General features: G+C 38.6%; 16 protein-coding genes and 2 other annotated features. Of the genes, 4 read left to right on the top strand and 12 right to left on the bottom strand.

Translation table 11 applies throughout. The features are described from left to right. Positions 1-1674 carry a 2-isopropylmalate synthase gene (locus EDX97_RS02980; protein ID WP_128519701.1) on the bottom strand — a complete coding sequence of 558 codons (1674 nt, stop codon included), beginning with the start codon at positions 1672-1674 and terminating at the stop codon, positions 1-3. A 35-nt stretch (positions 1675-1709) separates the two neighbouring features. Beyond that, positions 1710-1899: a binding site (T-box leader), on the bottom strand. Positions 1900-2054: 155 nt separating this feature from the next. On the opposite strand from EDX97_RS02980, the gene ilvB reads away from it, so the two are divergent. The 3 genes from ilvB to ilvD are packed head-to-tail and all read left to right on the top strand — an operon-like array spanning position 2055 to position 5915. Further along, a complete protein-coding gene (ilvB, locus tag EDX97_RS02975; protein ID WP_128519700.1) occupies positions 2055-3713 on the top strand; it encodes a biosynthetic-type acetolactate synthase large subunit in 1659 nt (552 codons plus the stop codon). A 10-nt stretch (positions 3714-3723) separates the two neighbouring features. Beyond that, positions 3724-4227: an acetolactate synthase small subunit gene (gene ilvN, locus EDX97_RS02970; protein WP_128519699.1), complete on the top strand. Its 504-nt coding sequence runs from the start codon at positions 3724-3726 to the stop codon at positions 4225-4227. 17 nt (positions 4228-4244) lie between these two features. Continuing rightward, positions 4245-5915 carry a dihydroxy-acid dehydratase gene (ilvD, locus tag EDX97_RS02965; protein WP_128519698.1) on the top strand — a complete coding sequence of 557 codons (1671 nt, stop codon included), beginning with the start codon at positions 4245-4247 and terminating at the stop codon, positions 5913-5915. 34 nt (positions 5916-5949) lie between these two features. On the opposite strand, the gene EDX97_RS02960 is transcribed toward ilvD, so the two are convergent. Continuing rightward, entirely contained in the window at positions 5950-7146 is a 1197-nt protein-coding gene (locus EDX97_RS02960) for an ATP-binding protein (protein WP_128519697.1), read from the bottom strand. A gap of 72 nt (positions 7147-7218) precedes the next feature. On the opposite strand from EDX97_RS02960, the gene ilvA reads away from it, so the two are divergent. Beyond that, positions 7219-8424: a threonine ammonia-lyase gene (gene ilvA, locus EDX97_RS02955; protein ID WP_128519696.1), complete on the top strand. Its 1206-nt coding sequence runs from the start codon at positions 7219-7221 to the stop codon at positions 8422-8424. Positions 8425-8650: 226 nt separating this feature from the next. Here the strand turns inward: ilvA and ileS are convergent, their stop codons facing one another. From ileS to EDX97_RS02905, 10 genes are all read right to left on the bottom strand, one after another. After that, positions 8651-11380, bottom strand: coding sequence for an isoleucine--tRNA ligase (ileS, locus tag EDX97_RS02950; protein WP_128519695.1), 2730 nt, complete (start codon positions 11378-11380; stop codon positions 8651-8653). A gap of 32 nt (positions 11381-11412) precedes the next feature. Further along, positions 11413-11621, bottom strand: a binding site (T-box leader). Beyond that, positions 11615-12289, bottom strand: a complete 675-nt coding sequence (locus EDX97_RS02945) for a YlmH/Sll1252 family protein (protein ID WP_128519694.1) — start codon at positions 12287-12289, stop codon at positions 11615-11617. Its footprint overlaps the feature before it by 7 nt. Before the next feature lie 67 nt (positions 12290-12356). Further along, positions 12357-12800, bottom strand: a complete 444-nt coding sequence (locus EDX97_RS02940; RefSeq protein WP_128519693.1) for a cell division protein SepF — start codon at positions 12798-12800, stop codon at positions 12357-12359. A gap of 78 nt (positions 12801-12878) precedes the next feature. Then, positions 12879-14264: an NADPH-dependent glutamate synthase gene (gltA, locus tag EDX97_RS02935; RefSeq protein ID WP_128519692.1), complete on the bottom strand. Its 1386-nt coding sequence runs from the start codon at positions 14262-14264 to the stop codon at positions 12879-12881. Between the two features lies 1 nt (position 14265). Beyond that, entirely contained in the window at positions 14266-15108 is an 843-nt protein-coding gene (locus EDX97_RS02930; RefSeq protein WP_128519691.1) for a sulfide/dihydroorotate dehydrogenase-like FAD/NAD-binding protein, read from the bottom strand. Positions 15109-15193: 85 nt separating this feature from the next. Further along, positions 15194-16201: a zinc dependent phospholipase C family protein gene (locus EDX97_RS02925; protein WP_128519690.1), complete on the bottom strand. Its 1008-nt coding sequence runs from the start codon at positions 16199-16201 to the stop codon at positions 15194-15196. A gap of 2 nt (positions 16202-16203) precedes the next feature. Beyond that, positions 16204-17670 carry a DUF2779 domain-containing protein gene (locus EDX97_RS02920; protein ID WP_245977981.1) on the bottom strand — a complete coding sequence of 489 codons (1467 nt, stop codon included), beginning with the start codon at positions 17668-17670 and terminating at the stop codon, positions 16204-16206. Between the two features lie 24 nt (positions 17671-17694). After that, on the bottom strand, positions 17695-18624 hold the full coding sequence (locus EDX97_RS02915; RefSeq protein ID WP_128519688.1) for a helix-turn-helix transcriptional regulator: 930 nt from the start codon (positions 18622-18624) through the stop codon (positions 17695-17697). Positions 18625-18633: 9 nt separating this feature from the next. After that, positions 18634-18963 (bottom strand): ankyrin repeat domain-containing protein, encoded by a 330-nt coding sequence (locus tag EDX97_RS02910; RefSeq protein WP_128519687.1) that lies wholly within the window; start codon positions 18961-18963, stop codon positions 18634-18636. 52 nt (positions 18964-19015) lie between these two features. After that, positions 19016-20176, bottom strand: coding sequence for an AI-2E family transporter (locus tag EDX97_RS02905; protein ID WP_128519686.1), 1161 nt, complete (start codon positions 20174-20176; stop codon positions 19016-19018). Between the last annotated feature and the right edge of the window lie 20 nt (positions 20177-20196).

Raw genomic sequence — 20196 nt, 5'->3', positions numbered from 1 at the left:
CTATTTTTCTCCCTTTCCTTCACGATAATATCGGTTGATTGCACTGACCAGTGCATAGATAGATGCCAAGATGATATCATCATCCACACCTACACCAAATCGATGTTCTCCATCTTCATCGGTCATCTGGATATATGCACAAGCTTTTGAAGTTGAACCAATACTTAATGCATGTTCGGAATAATCTTCAATATCATAATCAATTTTTAAGAAATGACGCAATGCGTTGGCCACCGCATCCAAACGACCATTTCCTTTTCCCGTAATATCATATTGTTGATCTTTGAATGTGACATTCAGATACGCATGATATTCGTTATTATTACGAATGAAATGGTAGTCCGATACAAATAATGGTGATTTCAAATTATTGAAGTCATGATCAAAAATATCTTTGATTTCATGTGGCATCAATTCGGCATGACGATGATCACTGATATCTTTAATGTAATAACCAAATTCCTGACGGAATTGTTTTGGTAGATCGTATCCATAATATTGTTGTAAGACAAAGCCAATACCACTCTTACCAGATTGTGAATTGATACGGATGACATCACGTTCGTATTTACGTCCAATATCCGCTGGATCAATTAATAGATATGGCACATTCCAATGTTCTGGATGTTTTTTGTGGTGTGCAAATCCTTTGGCAATCGCATCTTGATGGGATCCAGAGAAGGCCGCAAAGACCAAATCACCTGAATATGGTTCACGATCATAAACTTTCATACGAGTCACATCTTCATAAACCGCACGAATTTCTGGTAAATTTGAGAAATCCAGTTTTGGATCAATGCCCAATACATACATATTCATCGCAACGGTGATCAAATCGATATTACCGGTACGTTCACCATTTCCAAACAATGTACCTTCGACACGATCGGCTCCAGCTAATAAGCCCAATTCGGTATCGGCAATACCTGTTCCACGATCATTATGTGGATGCAAAGATAATACGACCGAATCACGACGATTTAAATGTTTGTTCATATACTCAATTTGACAAGCATATACATGTGGCATGCTCATTTCGACGGTCACTGGGCAATTGATGATGACTTTATGATCAGGGGTTGGTTCCCACACATCAATGACGGCATTGCATACTTCCAAAGCATATTCTGGTTCCGTGCCAGTAAAGCTTTCTGGTGAATATTCAAACGTTAAGTCAGCATTACTTTCATGGGCCAAATCTTTCAACATTTTCGCACCATCCACCGCAATCTGTTTAACTTCTTCTTTTGATTTTTTGAAAACTTGTTCACGCTGTGCAACCGAAGTGGAATTATAAACATGCACAATGGCTCGTTTGGCGCCCTTAATCGCTTCAAATGTTTTACGAATGATATGAGGACGTGCTTGCATCAACACTTGAATTGTGACATCATCTGGAATCAAATTGTCTTCAATCAAACGACGACAGAATTCATATTCTGTTTCACTTGCTGCAGGAAAGCCAACTTCTATTTCTTTGAATCCAACTTGGACCAATGTTTTAAAATAACGAATCTTTTCTTCCAAACTCATGGGAATGATCAATGCTTGATTACCATCGCGCAAATCAACGCTACACCAAGTCGGTGCGTGATCAACACAATCTTTCTTTACCCAATCGTAACAAGGTTCTGGGGGTAAATAATACTCTTTGCCATATTTTTTATAGTCCATGTTTTGTTCCTCCTTCATAAAAAAAAGACGTCCAGTCTAAGGACGTCGTAAACGCGGTACCACCTTAGTTTTTCTATCTTCATCGACAGAAACACTCAAATCTCGATAACGCCGAGATGCGTCTTGCTCCCTGACAAGTTCATTTTCTAGCGGTACAAGTTTTCACCAGCCACTTGCTCTCTACATCGCGCATCAAAAATTACTACTTCAGTTCATCGCTTGATACGAGCATTATAAATGAAAATTATTTGCATTTCAATAAAAGAATCATTATATTTCTCATTTTTTCATTTTTATTTCTGAAAACAGTTTCATCACGGTTGTTTTATACGATTACGAGCGTTATAATAAATTTACTATTTTCGAATGGGAGGAAAACAATGAAACGAACAGGTTCACAAATTGTCATGGAAGTTTTACTAGAGCACAATGTAGACACTGTATTTGGATATCCAGGTGGTGCTGCATTGAACGTCTATGACGCTTTATATGATTATTCGGATAAGATCCATCATTATATTACCGCTCATGAACAAGGTGCTGCCCATGCGGCTGATGGATATGCACGAAGCACTGGTAAAACGGGTGTCGTATTTTCAACCAGTGGTCCCGGTGCAACAAATTTAGTAACGGGTATTGCGACCGCATATATGGATAGTATTCCAATGGTTGCCATTACATGTAACGTGTCCGACAACATGATTGGACGTGATTCATTCCAAGAAATCAGTATTACAGGTGTGACATTACCCATCACCAAACACAATTATTTTGTGAATAAGATTGAGAATTTAGCCGATGCTTTACGGAATGCGTTCCGAATTGCCAATGAAGGTAGAAAAGGACCTGTTTTGGTGGACATCACAAAAGATGTAACGGCCGCTACCACGGACTATACACCACACAAACCATTGCCTTTGGAACCACATCCAAAATTTACCGAAGCACAAATAGATCAAATCGCTAAGATCATCAATGAATGCAAAAGACCTGTTATCTATTTTGGTGGTGGTATCGAAGCCAGTAATGCACGAGAAGAACTATATGAATTGATTCAAAAAGCGGATATTCCAGCTACCTATACGATGATGGCTGCTGGTGTCATTGATTGCGACGATCCTAAAAATTTAGGTTTGATTGGTATGCACGGAACCATTGCTGCCAATAAAGCCATTGATCAAGCCGATCTAGTTATTGCGTTAGGTACACGTTTCTCCGATCGTGTTGCCTTAAACCCAAAACGTTTTGCACCAAAAGCAGCCATTATTCAAATTGATATTGATGCATCAGAAATCAATAAAAACGTTTTGATCAACTATAGTATTGTTGGCGACACCAAAGACGTTTTACAAGCCTTGTTGCCAAAAATTGAAGAACGCAAACACACCGATTGGGTTGAACAAGTAACTGCCTACCAAAAAACCGTCCGTGTTCCAATGGAAGGAGCTAAACTTCGTCCAAAAGAATTGATCGAAGCAACTTGTGATCTAACCGATAAAGATACGATCTATGTTACAGATGTTGGTCAACATCAGATGTGGGCAGCTCAATATGTACGCCATCATAAAACACATCACTTTTTGACTAGTGGTGGTCTAGGAACCATGGGATTTGGATATGGTGCTGCGATTGGCGCTCAAATTGGTAATCCCGATAAACGTGTCATTCACTTTACCGGTGATGGTTCCTTCCATATGAATATGAATGAAGGATGTACGGCTGTCTCCTATAACTTGCCAATCATTACGATCATTATGGACAATAAAGTCCTAGGTATGGTTTATCAATGGCAAACCGTATTCTACAATAAACACTATTCACAAACGGTTTTAAATCGTAAGACCGATTTTGTGAAAGTGGCTGAAGGATTTGGAGCTACTGGATTCGCATGCAATACGTTAGATGAATTTAAAGAGGCTTTCCAAAAAGCATTAAAGATCAATGGTCCGGTCTGGATCGAATGTAATATTGATAAAGAAGAACGTGTATTGCCAATGATTCCGAATGGTGGAACCATTGATGATATGATCACGGATTAGAGGTGAAAACATGGCTAGAGAAGTATTAAGTATATTTGTAGAAAATCAATCCAATGTACTGACTCGGATTGCAAGTTTATTCGGTCGACGTGGTTTTAATATCGACTCCCTGACCGTATCTACGACCAATGATCCAAAAATTTCACGTATTACCGTTGTGTTTGATGGAAACGACACTTCCCTTTCGCAAATTATGACGCAAACCAGAAAACTGGAACCTGTCAAAGATTTGTATTTATTAAACAAGGAAACGAGTTTATTTAGAGAGTTATTGTTATTAAAGGTTAGTTGCGATAAAACCAATCGCTCCGGTATCATTGAAATTGTCAATATTTATCGTGGTAAAATCATTTCTTTAAGCAAACAGAATATGATCATTGAATTGACTGGTGCGCCAGAAAAAATCGATGGTTTATTGGAAATGTTGAGTTGTTACCACATTGAAGAAATCTGTCGAACAGGTATCACTGGTATTTCACGAAAATCCGTTGATACCGATGATGATAATGAGTAATTAGGAGATTATATAGAATGAAAAAACCATTAAAGAGTGCACAAGTAACCCAAGGTGTTGAAAAAGCACCCATGCGTAGTTTATTCTATGCGATGGGTTATACAAAAGAAGAATTAGACCAACCATTGGTTGGTATCGTATCCGCAAAAAGCGATATTGTTCCTGGTCATTTCCACCTAGATAAATTGGTAGAAGCCATCAAAATGGGTGTAGCCATGCGTGGTGGAACACCAATTGTTGTACCATCGATTGGTGTTTGTGATGGTATTGCGATGGGACATAAAGGAATGCATTATTCCCTGGCCAGTCGTGAATTAATTGCTGATAGTGTTGAAACAATGGCACAAGCTCATTGTTTTGATGCCCTTGTATTGGTGCCAAGCTGCGATAAGATCGTTCCTGGTATGGTCATGGGTGCTTTACGTGTTAATGTTCCTACCGTCGTATGTACTGGTGGACCTATGCTTGCTGGTCATGTCAAAGGTCAAGAAGTTTCTTTATCTAAGATTTTTGAAGCTGTTGGTGCTCGTAAAGCCAACTTGATCAATGATAAAGACTTAGAAGAATACGAACAAGGCGTATGTCCTGGTTGTGGTAGTTGTGCTGGTATGTATACCGCAAACAGTGTTTCTTGTCTATGTGAAGCTATGGGTATTGCCCTTCCTGGTAATGGTACGATTCCAGCAGTTTCCAATAAACGCTTGTTGCTAGCAAAACATGCTGGCATGGCTGTCATGGATATGTTAGAAAAAGATATCAAGATCAAAGATATCATCAATGAACGTTCCATCAAGAATGCATTGACTTGTGATATGGCTTTGGGATGCTCTTCCAACAGTGTTTTACACTTATTAGCTATTGCTCAAGAAGCAGGATATAATTTGGAACTTTCCACTTTCAATGAATTTAGTGACAGAACACCAAATCTTTGCCATTTAGCACCTGCTGGTCCAACCCATATGCAAGACTTAAATATGGCTGGTGGCTTACAAGCTGTATTACATGAATTATCCAAGAAAGATTTGATTGATTTAGATTGTATGACAGTAACTGGTAAAACCGTAGGAGAAAACACCAAATATGCGATCAACAAGGATGAAAATATCATTCATCCAATTGATGATCCATATTCGCCAAATGGTGGTATTGCGATCCTATATGGTAATATCTGTCCAAAAGGAGCTGTCGTAAAACGTTCTGCTTGTGCACCAGAAATGATGCATCATGTCGGTCCGGCTCGTGTCTTTGATTCAGAAGATGATTCTATCAAAGCAATTTATGAAGGCAAGATCAAAGCAGGCGATGTTGTAGTTATTCGTTATGAAGGTCCAAAAGGTGGTCCAGGCATGCGTGAAATGTTGAATCCAACTTCTGCTTTAGCTGGTATGGGATTGGATAAGAGTGTTGCCTTAATTACGGATGGTCGTTTCTCTGGTGCAAGTCGTGGTGCTTCCGTTGGCCATATTGCTCCTGAAGCTGCCAGTGGTGGTCCAATTGGTTTGATTGAAGAAGGCGATATGATCGAATTGAATATTCCGGAACATCAATTAAATGTACAAGTCAGTGACGAAGTATTAGCCGAACGTAAGAAAACACAAAAAATCCTTCCTCCAAAAATCAATGAAGGTTGGTTAAAACGATACGCCAAATTAGTACAAGGTGCAGATATTGGTGCAATTCTAGAATAAAAGAAATGGCTCAAGCAAATGCTTGAGCCTCTTTTTAATTCTTTGTGTTTTCATCAATTTTGGTTGATTCGATAAATTGTTTGGCTGTTCTAGGACTGCGACCACTGTGTCGAATTGCATACGCTTCGGCTTTAATAGCTAATTCATCGCGATCCATTTGTATTCCATAGGAATCCGCTAATTGCATCACAATTTCCAAATACAAATCTTTTAACGGCTTGCTGAAAGTAACCGTCAAGCCAAAACGAGCTGCTAAACTCATGGTTTCTTGGATTGAATCATTACGGAAGATTTCTCCACCATCACGATTTCTCATATTTTCCTGCACAAAATGACGACGATTGCTGGTTGCATAAACAACACAGTTCTTTTGATTATGGGCAATACCACCTTCTAAAATGTTCTTTAAGGCAATAAAATCATCATCATTTTCTTTAAAGCTCAAATCATCAATAAATAAGATAAAATGCAATGGATTATCCACTAAACTATCCATGATATCTGGTAATACATATAGCTGATCTTTTTTAATTTCAATCAAGCGCAATCCTTGTTTATAATATTCATTTACGATTGCCTTAACTGTAGAAGATTTACCTGTACCGGCATCCCCATACAATAAGACATTATTGGCATCCAAACCTTGTAAGAACCCCAACGTATTTTTGATGACTTGTTTTCTTTCTCTTTCGTATCCAATTAAATCAGAGAGTCGTTGGGGATCGGGATGCGATACACCAACCAACTTCCCATTTTGAATGCAGAAAGCACGATATTTGCTAAACATACCATAACCACGATATGGCAAATCTTCCAAATATTTTTGATACGAAGTATAAAAATCCATCGAACTTGTTTCCCATTGTGGTAAAAAACCTGGATAATCAATGGCTTTTAATACTTCTTTACTGGTCAACTGAGATACTTTTTCTAAAAGCATCAATTCATGTTTGACTGTGGCTTGGATCATTGGTGAAATGGGTCGTTGTGTGGCGACTTGATGCACATAGACATTCTCATCATTGATGATCCATTGATATAGATAATCTGTCCAGTTAGTATTCTTTTGGTACAGATTGGATACGAATCCACAATAATTTTCAATGAAAGCTTCCGTATCGGTTATATCGGTATCTAATAAATTCGTAAATGACGAAAATACCAAATCATCTTGTAGATGACGAAAGATCGTAAGTGTTTTTAAAGCTAAATTCCAATTTTTTATATTCATAGGCCTTCCTCTATATTTATGGGTCTATTATACCATTTTATGCTATAATTGAAGATATACAAGGAGATAAATATGCTAACAATTGATAAAGTTTATTCAGCAAAAAATGTCTTAAAAAAAGTAATTCGCAAAACATCTGTAATCCCTGCTTTTGATTTAAGCGATACCAATCATATTTATTTAAAAACAGAGAATTTACAACGTACCGGATCCTTTAAGATTCGTGGTTCTTATTTTAAAATTTCCCGATTGACCGAAGAAGAAAAAGCTCGTGGAATCATTGCTTCCAGTGCTGGTAATCATGCGCAAGGTGTTGCTCTTGCCGCGCAACAAGAAGGTATCAAATGTACAATTTGTATGCCAGACAATGCTCCTATCTCCAAAATTGAAGCAACCAAGAGTTATGGTGCTGAAGTTTGTTTAGCACAAGGTGCGTATGATGAAGCCTATGCACTAGCTGCTAAAATGGCGGAAGAAAAGGGATATACGTTTGTTCATCCATACGATGATGAAGATGTCATTGCCGGCCAAGGAACCATTGGTCTTGAAATCCTAGAAGATCTTGATTCCGTAGATGCTATTGTCGTACCTATTGGTGGTGGTGGATTGATTTCTGGTGTTGCTTTTGCAGCAAAGAGCATGAAACCAGATATCAAAATCTATGGTGTACAAGCTGCTGGTGCACCAAGTATGTATCGTTCTTTCCATGAAGGAAAACAAATCACATTGGATACAGCGAATACATTTGCTGATGGTATTGCAGTAAAACATCCTGGTGATATTCCATTTGAAATTGTATCCAACTATGTCGATGATATCTTTACTGTAACCGAAGATGAAATCGCCGCTTCCATCTTAACGTTACTAGAAAAACAGAAAGTAGTTGCAGAAGGTGCTGGTGCCGTATCCGTTGCTGCTGCTATGTTTAATAAGATTCCACTACAAGGTAAAAATATTGTCTGCATTGTTTCTGGCGGTAATATTGATGTCAATATCATTGATCGTGTCATTACACGTGGTTTATTGCTTTCTGGACGTAAGACAAGCTTTATCATTCAATTAACAGATAAGCCAGGCCAATTGACCGATGTATCAAAAATCATCGCCGATAATGGCGGTAATGTTGTTGCGGTTGACTATGATAATGCCGATCCAGATTTGGCTATCAATGACTGCTTCTTAAAAATTACAGTAGAAACAAGAAATAAAGATCATTTGAATATCATAAAAAAAGATTTAAATGATCATGGCTTTCAAATTGTTAGAGAAAGACAATAATAGAAACGAAGTTAATAATGTTAAATAGAGATTAAGGCTTGATTTCTTGCTTGGCAAGAGTTCAAGCCTTTTCATCGTGTTTGGATACATATAGTAATTATCTTGTTCAATCTAGATCCCGTAATAATAAGCATTTCTATTAATATACGACAGTGTATCTGAACTACTGATGCTGAATCGTCTTCATAAAAAAAAGCCATGCTCTTACGAGCATAGCTTTATACCATTACTTAGACATCACTGCATGACAACGATCGCATAAGCCATCTTCATGATCAGCTTCCGTTACATTCCAGCAACGAGGACATACATGACCATCCGCTTTGGCTACGACAACTTCATCGCCAGCATCTGCAAATGTTACTTTGGAAACAATGAACCATTGTGCAGGATTTGGAACGATACGATTTAACACACCTTTGGTTTCATCATCCAAATGCAAGATCAATTGCGCTTCTAATCCCTTACCAATCATATCTTCATGACGTGCATCTTCCAAAGCTTTTAAGACTTTCTTGCGTAGTTCAAACAAGACATCCATATCTTTTAATAAAGCATCTTGATCAAAATCCAATGTTAATGTTGGGAAGTCTTCCAATTGAATGGAAACATCATTCCATTTCATATAATCATTAACTTCTTCCATGGTATGAGGAAGAACTGGTGTCCATAATTTTGCCAAAACTTCAGTTGCTGTATACAAAACCGTTTGCACTTCACGACGATCACGACTATCTGTTTCATCACAATACAAGATATCCTTTGTATAATCCATATAATAAGCAGATAATTCATTCGTCATCAAATTCGTTAAGGCCGATACGGCATCCGCAAAACGATATTCTTTATAAGCCAATTCCACATCATCAATGGTTTGTTTTAAACGAACCAAGATGTATTGATTCAATGGAGCTAATTCACCGAATGGTAAACAGTTTTCCTTCGTGAAAGTTTGATTATCCAAATTGGCCATACAGAAACGCAAGGTATTACGAATCTTACGATATTGATTTGCCATTTGTTTCATGATCTTATTTCCCATGGAAACATCGGCTTGATAATCAACGCTTGCCGCCCATAAACGCAATACATCAGCACCATATTTCTTTGTGATTTGTCCTGGAGCAACGGCATTCCATTGCGATTTAGACATCTTCACACCTTTTTCATCCATAACAAAGCCATGAGATAAAGCTTGTTTATATGGTGAATGACCATGAACAGCCGTACCAACGATCAAGCTCGAGTTAAACCATCCACGATATTGGTCCGAACCTTCAAAGTACAAATCGGCTGGATATCCAAGACCTCTTGCCATCATGGCACCGGTATGACTGGAACCAGAATCAAACCAAACATCCATTGTATCCATTTCTTTATGGAATTTTCCATTTGGTGAATGTTCGGAAGTATATCCTTCTGGTAATAAATCTTTGACATCACGTTCAAACCAAACGTTAGAACCATATTGAGCCACTAATTTCGCAACATGATCAAAGATTTCTTTTTCCATCAATGGCGTATCATCTTCAGCATAGATGATTGGAATTGGTACACCCCATGCACGTTGACGAGAAATACACCAATCATCACGATCGGCAATCATGTTATGCATACGTTGTTGTCCCCAACTAGGAATCCATTCTACATTATCAATTTCTTTAAGCAATTGATCACGAATCTTATCAATCGAACAGAACCATTGGGTTGTCGCACGATAAATAATAGGTTGTTTTGTACGCCAATCATGAGGATAACTATGTGTCAACCAAGCTAATTTTAATAACACACCCAATTCATCCAATTTAACAGTAACCGTCTTATTGGCTTCCCAAACCGACTGACCAGCTAAGAATTCACCAGCTTCTTCGGTTAAACGTCCTTGATCATCGACATTGTTTAAAACGTCCATTTTATAACGAGAATGTACAGTATAGAAGTCATCCGCACCAAATCCACTAGCCGTGTGGACACAACCAGTACCGGCATCTTCAGTAACGTAATCCGCTAACATCACGATGCCTTCACTATTGACATGACTTGGATCATTGGCATAGAGAGGATGTTCATATGTGATATATTCCGCTTCTTGTCCTTTGAATGTTTTTATAATTTCATAACGTTCACATCCAAAATCTTTGCACAATTGATCCACCAACATTTCCAACATAACCAGTTTTCCCTTATCGGTATCAACTACGGCATATGTCATACGAGGGTTTAAGGAAATACCTTGGTTGGCAGGAATGGTCCATGGCGTTGTTGTCCAAATAACGAAATAGGTATCATCATCTAACAAGCCTTTACCATCTTTGACTTTGAATTTGACATAGATGGTTGGTGTCTTCATATCTTTATATTCAACTTCTGCTTCGGCCAAAGCTGTTTCACTACTTGGAGACCAATAGACTGGTTTTAATCCTTTATAGATCAAACCATCCAAAGCCATCTTGCCAAAAACTTCAATTTGTTTGGCTTCAAACTCTTTTTGTAACGTAATATATGGATGGTCATAATCACCAATCGATCCTAAAGCTAAGAATCCTGCTTTTTGACGAGCTACTTGTTCCAACGCATAATCGTGACAAATCTTACGAAATTCCGCAATACCCATCTTTTTACGATCATAGCCGGCTTTTGTGACAGCTGTCTCAATTGGTAATCCATGGGTATCCCAACCAGGAATATATGGCACTTTATATCCAGCCATATATCTGGAACGATTGATCACATCTTTTAAGATTTTATTTAATGCATGACCCAAATGGATATCTCCATTCGCATAGGGTGGACCATCATGTAATACAAATGGTTGTGCATCCTTTCTTTTTTCTAACATCTTTCCATATAGATCAATGTCTTGCCAACGTTTTTGAATTTTAGGCTCTTTTTTTACTAGATTTCCACGCATTTCAAAATCCGTTTTTGGCATGTGTAACGTGTCTTTGTAGTCCATATTTGATCTCCTTCCATAAAAAAAACGTCCCTTCTAAGGACGTCTGAACGCGGTACCACCTTAGTTATCAAGTCAACCTTGATCCCTCAATGCTTTTAACGCAAGCTCTACGAATGACTGTACTCGATTCCAATCATTAGCTCCAAAGTGATATTATATGCACTTCCTATACAACTTCTCACCAAACTGTTGCTCTCTGAATAGCTCCATCCATATAACGTGTCTTTATCATCGCTATTGAAATTTCAAGAAACGTAAGATCAATCGATTCTTCTTTGAAGTTGCAACAACTTCTTTAAATTGGAATCGCCCTACCTTTCGTATTGAAACGTAATCATTATCGCATAATTGCCCATTTTCTTCAAGAACGACATCATTCAATTTTACCAATCCGGAAGCAATCATTTTCGATGCTTTGGTACGGGAACAATGAGCCAATTGCGCTACGATCGCATCCATTCGTAAACTCGAACAATTCACTCGTATTTCCTCATAAGAAACCCCTTGTACTTCATGAGCATTATCAATTTCAAAATGAATGGGACATCGACCAATTTTGATACAAGCATCCATAATAAAATCAGCCATATGTGATGTACAAAAAAGTACAATTTCCTCTTGATTCACAAGAATATCGCCAAGTTGATCTCGCTCAATGCCCAAGTGCAATAAAGCCCCTAACACATCTGGATGCCGTAATACTTTATATCGTGCATCGTATTTTGAGACCAAACAATCAATAAAATAATCGACATTCTCCAATTCATACGGACTGATACAAGCTACTTTTCGTTGAGCTTGTGCATATCCTCCAGACATATACACAAACATCGATTTTCCTACGATGGGAGGCAGCATCTGCGCCTGAGAAGGCGTTAAAAAAGAGGTCACGACCGGTTGATATCGCATCGAAGATAATTTTATATCATCTTGAACCTTTGCGATAAACTCCTCATGACCTCTCTTATTGAAATGGCTATTCTTCGTCAAGATCGTCCGTATCGTCAACCGAGATAGAACCAGCTACATCGATAGCTGCTGGAGAACATAAAATGACATTTTGACCAATCTTTTGAATTTTACCATCTAACGCAAAAACCACACCTGTCAAAAAATCAATTGTGCGTTGTGCATAATCACGATCTAATTTATGTAAATTAACTACAACGGCACGTCCTTCTTTTAAACGTGTACCAACTTCTTCTACTTCACCAAATCCACGGGGTTCAAATAGAACCATCTTGGTGCTTGCACTCAAAGCATTTGTATTCGCACGGTTTTTTGGGCGCTCATAACGGTTTTGTGTTTCTTGATTTTCTTCTTCCGTATCTGCACCTGTTACCACTTCTTCGTCGTCTTCGTATTCGTCTTCTTCCATTTCTGGATTGACAAATTCATGAATCTTATCCATAAATCCCATGGAACAACCTCCTATCGCGTATAATTATAACACATATCTTTGTTTTGAAAAGATAAAGTAAAATAAAAATATATAAGCCTATTTATTCGATAAATACGCATCAATTGAAGCCGCCGCATGCTTTCCAGCACCCATGGCACTGATGACCGTAGCCGCACCTGTGACCGCATCACCACCGGCATATACGCCTTCTTTGGTCGTCATCAAATTCTCATCCACGACCAGACATCCTTTACGATTGACTTCCAATCCTTCTGTGGTCGATCGAATCAATGGATTTGGACTCGTTCCGATTGCCATGATCATGCAGTCGGCATCGATCTCAAATTCACTGCCCTCGATCGGTACCGGTCTTCTTCTGCCGGATTCATCCGGTTCGCCCAGTTCCATCTTGATGCAGCGTACCTGATTCACCCAGCCATTTTCATCACCTAATACTTCTACTGGATTGTTCAACAGATCAAAGACGATACCCTCTTCCTGGGCATGTTCAACTTCTTCTTTTCGGGCTGGCAGCTCTTCCATGCTGCGTCGATACACGATATGGACTTCGGCTCCTAATCGTCTGGCACATCGAGCCGCATCCATCGCTACATTTCCACCGCCGACAACGACACATTTCTTCGGATAATAGATTGGTGTATTCGCATCTGGCTGATAGGCCTTCATCAAATTGATCCGGGTCAGGAATTCATTGGCACTGAATACGCCTTTTAGGTTTTCTCCTGGCAGATTCATAAAGCGTGGAAGTCCGGCTCCGGAACCAATGAATACCGCTTCAAAGCCATCTTCTTCCATCAAGGCACCAACGGTATCACTGCGCCCAACCACAAAGTTGGTGATGATCTTTACGCCCAGTCCTTTTAATTGTTCGATCTCATTCTTTACGATGGCCTTTGGCAGACGGAATTCCGGGATTCCATACATCAATACGCCGCCGGCTTCATGCAGTGCTTCAAAGATCGTGACTTCATAGCCTTTTTTGGCCAGATCCCCCGCACAGGTCAATCCGCTTGGTCCGGCACCTACGATTGCTACCTTATGACCATTGGATACCGGCTTTTCTGCCTGTGTATTATTGTGTTCACGATGATAATCCGCCACAAATCGTTCCAAACGACCGATACCGACTGGTTCATCCTTGATACCGCGCACACAGTTCTTTTCACACTGGCTTTCCTGCGGACACACACGGCCGCAGACAGCGGGCAAAGAACTCGTCAATGAAATGATCTGGTAGGCTCCTTCATAATCTTTTTCTGTGATCTTCGCAATGAAATCCGGAATGTGGATATTCACGGGACATCCAGCTACGCATCTTGGATTCTTGCAGTTGAGGCAGCGGGTCGATTCAAATACGGCCATCTCTTCCGTATAGCCCAGGGCTACTTCATCGAAATTGTTCTTGCGTACATCGGCATCCTGGGTTGGCATGGCTGTCTTCTTTGGTTCCATATTGGCCATCTTACTCGACCTCCTTTTTCAACAGATTGCATGCTTTCTCACGGGCATGTGCTTCAAAATCGGCATATGTCTTATTGCGTGACATGGCTTCATCAAAATCTACCTGATGGCCATCAAAGTCTGGTCCATCGACGCACGCAAACTTCATCTGGCCGCCAACGCTCAATCGGCAGCAGCCGCACATGCCGGTTCCATCGACCATGATCGGATTCATCGATACGACCGTTGGAATATCGTATTTTTTGGTGGTCAGACACACAAACTTCATCATGATCAATGGTCCGATCGCTACGACTTCATCAAACTTTTCACCCGCCTGGATCAGTTCTTCCAGCTTGTTTGTGACTAATCCTTTTTCACCGGCTGTTCCATCATCGCTCATCAAATAGAATGCATCGCTGTTTGCTTTGAATTCTTCCTCCAGGATCACAAGATCTTTATTTCGAAATCCGGTAATCGAAGTGACATCGGCTCCAGCATTGTGGAACGCTTTGGCTGTTGGCAGCGCAATGGCACAGCCCACACCGCCACCGATGATAGCGACTTTCTTGTTGCCATCAATCTCGCTTGGTTTTCCCAATGGACCGACGAAATCATGGATATAGTCGCCTTCTTCTTTCGTGTTCAGAAGCATCGTCATACCGCCAACGATCTGGAAGATAATCGAAACAGCACCGGTTTCGGGATTGGCATCTTCGATCGTAAACGGAATACGCTCACTGTCTTCATTGACACGCAAAATGATGAATTGTCCTGCTTTTGCGTGTTTCGCAACAAAAGGTGCTTCTACGACTAGTTTGGTGACCGTAGGATTCAGCACCTCTTTTTTTAGAATCTTATACATTTTTATCACCCATCCATTTTCATAAGACTGAAAATATTATACAAAAAATTCATGCATTCGTCACGAAGTATTAAAAAAGCAGAAATCACTTCTGCTCTTTCAACATTAATTCTCCATTTCGTTCACAATCGGGATCAAAATATACCATTGGTGGGTTATCTGGTAATCCTTTTGTATAATTGCGATTATTTAAATACGACAAGAAAGCTTCTTCTTTGGCCGAATCATCCACAGCATCTAAAAATAAATCAATGGCTTTTTGCGCTCTTTTTAGAGCATGGTCATACAAATCTAAGAAGCTATCTGTCGATACCATATCGGCATCACATGGATGGTTCCATTCTTTATGAAGAAGATTACAAACATCACATGGATCATCGGGCTCATTCGGTACGATCATACCCGAAACCAAACCCGATTGTTTGATGGTTTCTTCAATCGTTTGAAAAGCTTTTAACTTCTTTCCTTTTCGATCATATAAAAGCTTTTGAATTTGTGCCCACTCATTAAGTGCCTGCAAGATTTCATGAGGCTTGGCTTGTACCCCATATACTTTTTTTGCACAATTCACATAAATACGAGCAATGGCACGGACATCATCGATATCTACTTCACAAACTTTATAAACCTTATAATCTTTGATGGTCTTTCCTTTTTTAATTTTCAAAACAATGGCATCTAATAACGACTCCATACGATGATGACGGAATTGACTTGCGGAATCCCCGCTTCCGGTACGCCAAAAAATATATGGATGCGTTGTAGAATCCAATGCCCAGTGGGTTAAATGCCCCATGATATAGGCAATTTCATCTTGTTTTACATCCGCTTCTTTTTCATTGCGAATGACTTCCAATGCTTGATGATAAAAATCATTGATACCTCGGCGATGACAATATTTTCCTAAGGTTCGAACATGACTTTTTTCTTTTACCTTTTTTGGTGTCGTTCCATGAAAATATAGATAATCGGGTCCATTTGCACCAATTTCATACAATTGAGAACGATTTTCTAACATATCTTTTTGTTTTGATGTCATCGTCGTATTTACAAGTTCTTGTGCAAAGATGACATGCGTGTAAATATTTGGCATGTTTATTCCTCCTTCACTAAATGGATCAATCCATGATATACGATATATTCCGCAAACGTATCCATGGAACAATAGGTTCGAATATTTTCGCGAATTTGTTCTTGTTCTTCCGCATCTTCTTGATCAAAGTGTCGATACGCTTGAACCGCATGCAAGCCATTTTGGATATCCAATTTTGTATACGAATATTCTTTTGTGAAAACAGGCAATACATTCTTTAAAGAATAGTGTCCTCGCATACGGTTGTCATAGAAAATGCCTAATTCAAATGGTTTGGATAGATCAATCATTCGGGAACAAATTTGATCTAACTTTTCGGCATAAACAGGAAATTGTTCACTGAGTTGTTTTAATCGCAATTTTTCTGCACCTTCCATATTATAAACCAATATGCTTCCTGTTGGGGGAATCGATGCGATCAAAGATTCAATAAAAGCTTGCCGACAATCCTTAGCACCAAAAAAATCTTTATGAATCAATTTTCCTTCTTTATCTTCCACATGAAGACTATATTGAAAACACAATACATCAAATGGTTTCATATTCTTATAGGGAGGAATCGCAAAGGTATCCCATTCGAAATCTAAATAGGAGATGGGATATTGAATTTGTTTCAGCCAATGTTCCATCGCTATGCGATCCATATAATAGCCATTTCGGCTTGCCATGACTTGTGCATATTGCAGACGATACCCTTCCATTTGATTCAAAGGCATATCTTTGATATGAACAATATTGTCTTTATAGGCATCTAATTTATATTGGGATGTCGTTAAAAATAAAACCGAATCATCGGGTAAATCACTTTCGTCAAAACAATGCGAATAGAATATACAACGACGTCCGGCCGTACATTGTTTGGTTCGTTCATATTTTGGCGGTTTCGTGACATCTAATAATTCTTGGGTTTTTTTGATCCATTCGTCCAGATCAAATTGACAGGCATCCATGCATTCAGCAATCGTGTGATGCAATTTATTTCGGCGATTGAATAATTTATCACTTTCACAGAATAATGCATCCAAATCTAACGTATCTTTCCGAACATAATCTTTATTAATGTACAGAATTTTTTGCTGGGTAATCGAAATGCCATTTTTTGCAGCAATCATTTGATTGATTTTCATGAGTGTCGCTTCACTTTCTTTAGGATACGCACTCAAATGTGGATAAATGGCTAAATACCCTTCTTCAATTTTTTTCAATACCGGAATTTTGATGCGACAGCCTTGATATTCAAATCGAGCATGTAATAGAACGTCCGTTTCTTTTAATCGTGCCAATGTCATTTCATTGGTATCATTGGTCTGTCCCGATGGTCGATCTTCGATATGAAGATATTGTTTCCATAACATCGAAAAAGGAATGTCCATATGATAGAAGCTAAAATAAGGCATAGAAATATATTTATGATTCCAACACAATTTTGGACAACGTTGCGCTTGAATCAAGTCGTTTGCATGTATCATTGTATTCACCTGTCTCATCATACTTCATCCTATATATTTTCGCAAAATCAATTTCAATTGTGCTTGGTATTCTTCACGAATATTTTCTGGTGCCAAAATCTCCACTTGATCTTGAAATGAAAATAACTGACGATAAAATGTGAAGAAATCTTCCACTAAAAATTGAAACACATCCTCTTTTTCTTGCATATCCATGCCCCAGTACAATTCTCGAAATTGTGGCTGTATTTCCGGATCTACATGTACAGATACACGAACAAATTCTCCTTTGATCAAGGAATTTTTGCCAATATATTGTTCTATATGAAAATGTGAATCACGCAAAAACTTTCGTTCTTGAAACACACATGAAAACATCCGTTCTTGCGAAAAGCGATAAATTCGATAATCGTTGCGTTTATGGGAATAACCCAATACATAATAGGCATCATGATAATGAATGATTTCATAGGGATCCATCAAAAATGTATCGGCATGATCTTGATTGCGACTTTGATACGTCAAAAGGACGCAGTGCTTTTGTTCCAAAGCTTTCTGCATCGTTTCCATCATATCTTTTTCTTTGGTTGTCATGGAAAGAATGGGTGCATCCATATAGATTCTTTGCGTTGGTAGTGAAGAAGAGGAAGAATTCAATACTTTATCAATGGCCGCATTTAAATCTGCTTCATTTTCATAGCCTTGGGCATGCATAAATTCTCTGGCTTCGATTAAGGCTTGTTTCTGTGATGATGTTAAAGCTAAGACCGGAAATAAATTCGTTTCATCCAATCGATATCCACCATAACGTCCTTTATATTCTTTGATGTTGTAGCCAGCCGTTATCAACTCTTTTTTGAATTCACGAATATTTCGTGGATTCGTTTCTAATTCAGCTGCTAATTGCTGGGTATTCATTTTTCCTCTTGCTTTTAGAAGCAACAACATTTTTATACACAAACTCGTTCGATTCATACATCCTCACTAATAGGCAAATCGTTGGGGAAATTCACCAAATCCTTTCTTTGATTGAAAATTTTTGGGAATGATACCACGTTCGACTAAGGGTTGGATCACCGATTCATAGCCATGTTCTAACGCAAAACCAAAAGCTTCCGGTGTTTGTTTCGCACCAGCATCAATCAATAGTTCGATGATTTTCTGATTTTGAGTACAAATGGCATGCATCAAAATCGGAAATCCATTGAAAATCCAACTTGGATTCGCACCCTGTTTCAGACAAAATAATACTTCGCTTTCATTTTCGTTCCAAACCGCATTCAACAACCGCAAGGCAAGTTGCTTTCTTGACATCTTAATCCCTTCTTTCAGGGATATCATAAAGAATGTACTGACATTATTTATGTCAATATAATTCTTTTTTTGACAATCGTTTATCTTCGTTTTCTTGAAACAATCGATAAACGGATGAAAATAAAGGAATGAAGATGACCATACCTAAAACCCCACCAATACTGGCCCCTACAGTAATGGCCACAATGATATACATCGATGGAATGCCCACAGATTTACCCACTACATTTGGATAAATAAAGTTTCCTTCTACTTGTTGAATAGCAATAAACATGATCAAAAAAGTAATTCCTTGAGTGGGACTTTGCAGCATGATAAATAAAGAACAAAGAATGGCTGCAACCAAAGCACCAAACATCGGTACCAAAGCCCCAATCGCAACTACAAATCCACAAAGCAATGAATATGGCAAATGGAAAATGGTACTAAAGACAGTAACCAATGTACCTAGGATCAAACATTCCAAAATAGTCCCACCAATATAACGAGCAAAGGTATGTTTAAATACATGATAAATGTGATTGCCTTGCTCATAGGCATTTCTTGGTAAATAGGCTTTAAAAAAGCGACGCACATCCGATAAAAAGCGTTTTTTATTGAATAGCACAAAAATCGAGAACACAAAAGCCAAAAAGAATGTGGTCATCCATGAAATCGTAGTAGAAATGAGATTATTGACTTGTGTGACCATCTTACTATCACCAAACACAAAAGTGGACACTTCCGCTAGATGATTCCAAATATTGTTTTCATTAATGGATTCTACATCAATCGTACGAATGATTCGCTGCAATGCTGGACTAAAAGCAGTTACTCGCAAAGCCGTTGCTTTCACATGCCGAAGTGTTGATGGTAAATTATCAATGAGATTTTCCATCGATCCTAACACTTGTGGAACGATAGAAAAGAAAAACGCCAAAATAATAAATACAAATAATAAGATGGATACAATATTTAAAATGCGTCGGCTTATTTTCGTATCTTTGATATGAAATAAACGATTTCCTACATTTAACAAGGCATTGGTGATGATATTAAAGACAAAAGCCAAACCTAAACCAAGGATAAATGGAAAAATGATTGATATGATCCAAGCAAAAAAATGACCAATGGAGCCAATGTACATGACTAATAACACAACAATGGCCGCAAATACGATCATATATTGATAAAAACTTGCTTTTTTTTGATATTCCTTTGGGACATGAAACATACTAAATCCATCCTTATGGA

This window comes from Absicoccus porci (assembly GCF_003725415.1).
Classification (GTDB): Bacteria; Bacillota_I; Bacilli_A; order Erysipelotrichales; family Erysipelotrichaceae; genus Absicoccus; species Absicoccus porci.
The sequence above is the reverse complement of the archived record's forward strand: the minus strand, read 5'-3'. Positions and strand labels throughout refer to the sequence as shown.